Annotated in this window: 7 protein-coding genes and 1 pseudogene; 2 read left to right on the forward strand and 6 right to left on the reverse strand. The window is 35.3% G+C overall.

What is annotated here, in order from left to right:
• Nucleotides 1-236: pseudogene (locus ACVCAM_RS26040) on the reverse strand (methyltransferase); the annotation flags it as partial.
• 40 nt (nt 237-276) lie between these two features.
• Between ACVCAM_RS26040 and ACVCAM_RS26045 the strand changes: the two are divergent.
• A complete protein-coding gene (locus ACVCAM_RS26045; RefSeq protein WP_447093740.1) occupies nt 277-963 on the forward strand; it encodes a hypothetical protein in 687 nt (228 codons plus the stop codon).
• 33 nt (nt 964-996) lie between these two features.
• On the opposite strand, the gene ACVCAM_RS26050 is transcribed toward ACVCAM_RS26045, so the two are convergent.
• The 4 genes from ACVCAM_RS26050 to ACVCAM_RS26065 are packed head-to-tail and all read right to left on the reverse strand — an operon-like array spanning nt 997 to nt 2,671.
• Complete coding sequence (locus tag ACVCAM_RS26050; RefSeq protein WP_447093741.1) at nt 997-1,290, reverse strand: 3TM-type holin; 294 nt, start codon at nt 1,288-1,290, stop codon at nt 997-999.
• Between the two features lie 9 nt (nt 1,291-1,299).
• Entirely contained in the window at nt 1,300-1,620 is a 321-nt protein-coding gene (locus tag ACVCAM_RS26055) for a hypothetical protein (RefSeq protein ID WP_100152823.1), read from the reverse strand.
• A 1-nt stretch (nt 1,621) separates the two neighbouring features.
• The gene (locus tag ACVCAM_RS26060) at nt 1,622-2,230 is read right to left on the reverse strand and encodes a hypothetical protein (protein WP_447093742.1); all 609 of its coding nucleotides are present in this window, start codon (nt 2,228-2,230) and stop codon (nt 1,622-1,624) included.
• A 9-nt stretch (nt 2,231-2,239) separates the two neighbouring features.
• The gene (locus ACVCAM_RS26065) at nt 2,240-2,671 is read right to left on the reverse strand and encodes a hypothetical protein (RefSeq protein ID WP_447093743.1); all 432 of its coding nucleotides are present in this window, start codon (nt 2,669-2,671) and stop codon (nt 2,240-2,242) included.
• A 39-nt stretch (nt 2,672-2,710) separates the two neighbouring features.
• Here ACVCAM_RS26065 and ACVCAM_RS26070 point away from each other — a divergent pair, with 39 nt between their 5' ends.
• Nucleotides 2,711-3,157: a glycoside hydrolase family protein gene (locus ACVCAM_RS26070; protein WP_129327982.1), complete on the forward strand. Its 447-nt coding sequence runs from the start codon at nt 2,711-2,713 to the stop codon at nt 3,155-3,157.
• 12 nt (nt 3,158-3,169) lie between these two features.
• On the opposite strand, the gene ACVCAM_RS26075 is transcribed toward ACVCAM_RS26070, so the two are convergent.
• Nucleotides 3,170-3,448, reverse strand: coding sequence for a hypothetical protein (locus ACVCAM_RS26075; protein ID WP_028018548.1), 279 nt, complete (start codon nt 3,446-3,448; stop codon nt 3,170-3,172).
• Between the last annotated feature and the right edge of the window lie 213 nt (nt 3,449-3,661).

Consider the following 3,661-nt stretch of genomic DNA (forward strand, 5'->3'; position numbering starts at 1 on the left):
CTGAGGCGACCGATACCCGCACAAAGTTCAATACATTGACCAGTACAACCAGCATCAAGTATGAAATCCCATGCGAGCATTTCAGGTGTGAAGAAAGCACCAGTAGCCCCTATACCATCGCCTTTGTAGTTGTTAAAGATAAACTCTTTATCGTCTTGAGTTAGTTGCTTATCTGAGTGGATGAGATCCAGTACTTGAATGTGTAATGCTGATTCCTTTTTTGTAATTCTTGCCATAAAATACCTTTACAATTAAACATAAAGGTATTTAGAAAGAATGAAGAAATGGTTTGAAGCACAATTGGAACGTATAAATCTTTCACATATAAGATGGATGATTATAGGAGTATTGCTGACCGAACTTATTACATGGCTTTTATATAAGAATCCAAAAAAGATTACTGCACCGGGTTTATCAGCGACTGTGGCAGTCTGTGCTTTGATCTTAGCTTTATATTCAGCTTATCAAGTTAAAAAATGGGTGAGTGGGAAAGTGAATGAAAAAGGTTTCAAAAAATGTGAAGCCATTATTGATAAAACACAAGAAATAGCGATGGCCGTTGCAAGGATTGATAGTGAGATTCAAGGGTTACATAATATGAACTTAGTCATCCTTGAAGCCACTAAGTATAATGAAAAAGTTGAAAAGATATTAAAACAAAGAGAAGTTATTATGGATGCAGTATTAGAGATATACACACATGAAATGCACCTTAAAATTTGGGGCTTTGAAATTTCAGAAAAACATTCCTTAAACCAGCTTACGGATAGTATAAAGCCCTACAAGAAAGCTATCGATTCAACCCTTGGGAATTCTAAAAAATATTATACAATTGGAAGCTATAAAGAAGCAGCTGTAGATGGAGAACAATATAAAAAAGGACTGAGACTTATGAGTGCATACATTGATAAGGTAAATGATTCTGTTTTCAATGAAATATTTCTACCTTACTGTGAAAAATAATATTGTAGCTGTATCGTTTGATACAGCTATTATTTAGCTTCCACCAACCATGATCAATAGTACTTGCATCAGTTGTCCTAATGGTACTTGGATAACCACAATACCAAAAGCATCCAGTACCGGTACTATGATCCAGTTATAGAGAATGATTAAGGTGATTACGAATCCAAGAGCATTACGCCAGTGGAAAGTAACCTTTTCGATCTCTTCTTTGTTGGTTTCTATTTGTCCTTCAGTATTTGTTTTCTGCACTTCCTGTTCTATCGTTTTACGCTTTAGAAAGAAGTCCACACCTTTTGTTAGTAGTTCTACTATCACACCAATCATAATAAGTCCTTATTGTATTTGACAAACACAAGAAAATACGCGATGACCTTTGTAGATGTGGTTATAAGATAGTAGTACCTGAACGTCTATTTTATCTTTTAGCAACTCAACCATTAGTACATCACCATCACTCACGTTAGGTTTTGTATGATGATGGAAGCTGTATACGACTAAATCACCTTTTGTTTTATCAACCTTCTTTTTTATGAGCTTACTACCAGATAGTGCTTTATCATATGGTATGGTTACACTTACTGGTTGGATTGTCTGAAAAGAAAAATCTGTTAGTACAGAATGATCATAACATGGGAAATTTTCTAAGTTATCCATCTTAATTCCTCCAACGGTAATCAAACGTACCGCGTAATGTTCTTAATTGTTCTATTACTTTTTTCTCGGTTTCATCGTAGAAATCAAACAATGGTTTTCTACCTACGGAACCATAGTAACCAATAACCCTCTTTTCACGTGCCAGTTTAGGATTACGTTTAGAGGATTTCTTGGTAGTATCGATCAAGTACGTATTGCCGTTCTTGCTCTTTACCTTTTTGTATTTATCACTCTGAGTTCTTGAACGTAGCTGTGTAATGTTCCCCTGCTTCGTTAACTTAGCATTCTTATATGGAATAATTTTACCTTCATTAACGTGTCTGTAAGCAGGATCAAGGATGTACTTCAAGTATGAGGTTTGGTTAGGTAGTACTATGATCTGGTTTACGGTCTTGTAGTCACTAATCTTTTTAAAATTAAAGTACAAACTCTTACCAGTAAACGGTACACCACCACCTGCTACATCATTATCTACTTTACGTTGCATATGTTGGGTAACTATACGCATACGTTTACTTAGTTCTTTTTTGAACTCTTGTCCTATCGCTGGGCTGTTGTTGTTTATAAAACGCCTCATATCATTTGGGCTATTGCCTCTAAGCCATGCCATAAATCATCCTTAATTTAGTATTTCATATAATGATTGAAGGATTCCACGTATACGTACAGCATCCTTTCCACTTGGTAAACGTGCCTTATGCATAACGGAAAGATTAATATTTCCCGTTTTCAATCCCTGATTAATGATAAGTGCTGTTTCTACAAATAGTGTTTCTTTCATTGATGGAAAAGCCCACAAAATGGTACGAGTATAATCTAAGCCATCTTCTATCTTTTGATTAACTATCTTTGAACTTGAACTGTACTCACGCCATCCATTTTCAACTGAATTAGCTTTTAGTTTCTTAACGTCCTTAACTCTCTTATACATCTGTTTACTACCTATATAAAAGGTACTGTCTTCAAACTGGAACAAGTACACGAATCCTACATAACTACCGTTTGTTAATTCTTCCTCACTACAATCATCATTGTAATTCCATTGCTTCATATAAATACCCTATGATAATTGTTATAAGGTATTTATTTAATGGATTTAAAAAACAGGCTAATTAGCTATGAGGGATCAATTGCCTATCAAACTAAAGTTGGTTATTTTAAGAATGGTAAATTTTGGACATATAAAGATAGTCTTGGTTATCCAACTATTGGGTACGGTCGACTACTAAAACCTGGTGAATCATATCCAAACGGTATTACACCAGAACAAGCCGAACGGATGTTAGAAGAAGATATCAGTACTGCTAAGTCTGCTGTTCGCTCATTAGGATTAGATTTGCCTTCTGACTGGCAGGACTTCATGACCATTATGGTCTTTCAACTTGGCCTATCAGGTACTTTAAAGTTCAGAAAGATGATTCAAGCCTTACGTGATAAAAACTATAAAGAAGCGATTGTACAGGCTAAGGATTCACTCTGGTACAGACAAACCAAATCACGAGTAGATCAGATGATTGCAGAACTCACCAACAAATAAAAAAGGGGCTATTTAGCCCCTTTTGTTTTTTAGCGTTTCAAGCATTGTAATTACACGCTCAATTTTAATATCAAGCATATGTACACTATCTTCTAAGTTTTTTAATGTCTTCTTCATCTGATCTTGTTCCTGCTCAAGCGAAGTTAGAGACTGATCCATCAAAGCAACTTTCGTTTCAACGGTAGAAATACGTGCATCTAATTCGTCGGAGTCAGATGTAAAATCCCTATAAACAGTCCAGCACAATACTAAAGCAGAAACAATCAATGAACCAATGGTTAAGATGTCCATTTATGTTCCTATGTATTATATTTGGTAATAGTATTTATTAGGCGTTATATATTGGTTGAACACCAGCTCTATATACCAAAGCATTTAATAATTCTGGTACATCAAGTTTGGCAGTACCGGAGCGGTTAGTAGTACACATCACATAGATATAGTTCCAGTTGCCACGGCCTACAGGTGGAATATAGATACCATTTAATCGGAATGTATATGGTG

Source organism: Enterobacter sp. CFEC122 (assembly GCF_052983755.1).

What these genes read in the sequence shown, in the direction of transcription:
- ACVCAM_RS26055 (WP_100152823.1), bottom strand. Translation starts at nt 1,620, where the DNA reads ATGGATAACTTAGAAAATTTCCCATGTTATGATCATTCTGTACTAACA.
- ACVCAM_RS26075 (WP_028018548.1), bottom strand. Translation starts at nt 3,448, where the DNA reads ATGGACATCTTAACCATTGGTTCATTGATTGTTTCTGCTTTAGTATTG.
- ACVCAM_RS26045 (WP_447093740.1), top strand. Translation starts at nt 277, where the DNA reads ATGAAGAAATGGTTTGAAGCACAATTGGAACGTATAAATCTTTCACAT.
- ACVCAM_RS26060 (WP_447093742.1), bottom strand. Translation starts at nt 2,230, where the DNA reads ATGGCATGGCTTAGAGGCAATAGCCCAAATGATATGAGGCGTTTTATA.
- ACVCAM_RS26050 (WP_447093741.1), bottom strand. Translation starts at nt 1,290, where the DNA reads ATGATTGGTGTGATAGTAGAACTACTAACAAAAGGTGTGGACTTCTTT.
- ACVCAM_RS26070 (WP_129327982.1), top strand. Translation starts at nt 2,711, where the DNA reads ATGGATTTAAAAAACAGGCTAATTAGCTATGAGGGATCAATTGCCTAT.
- ACVCAM_RS26065 (WP_447093743.1), bottom strand. Translation starts at nt 2,671, where the DNA reads ATGAAGCAATGGAATTACAATGATGATTGTAGTGAGGAAGAATTAACA.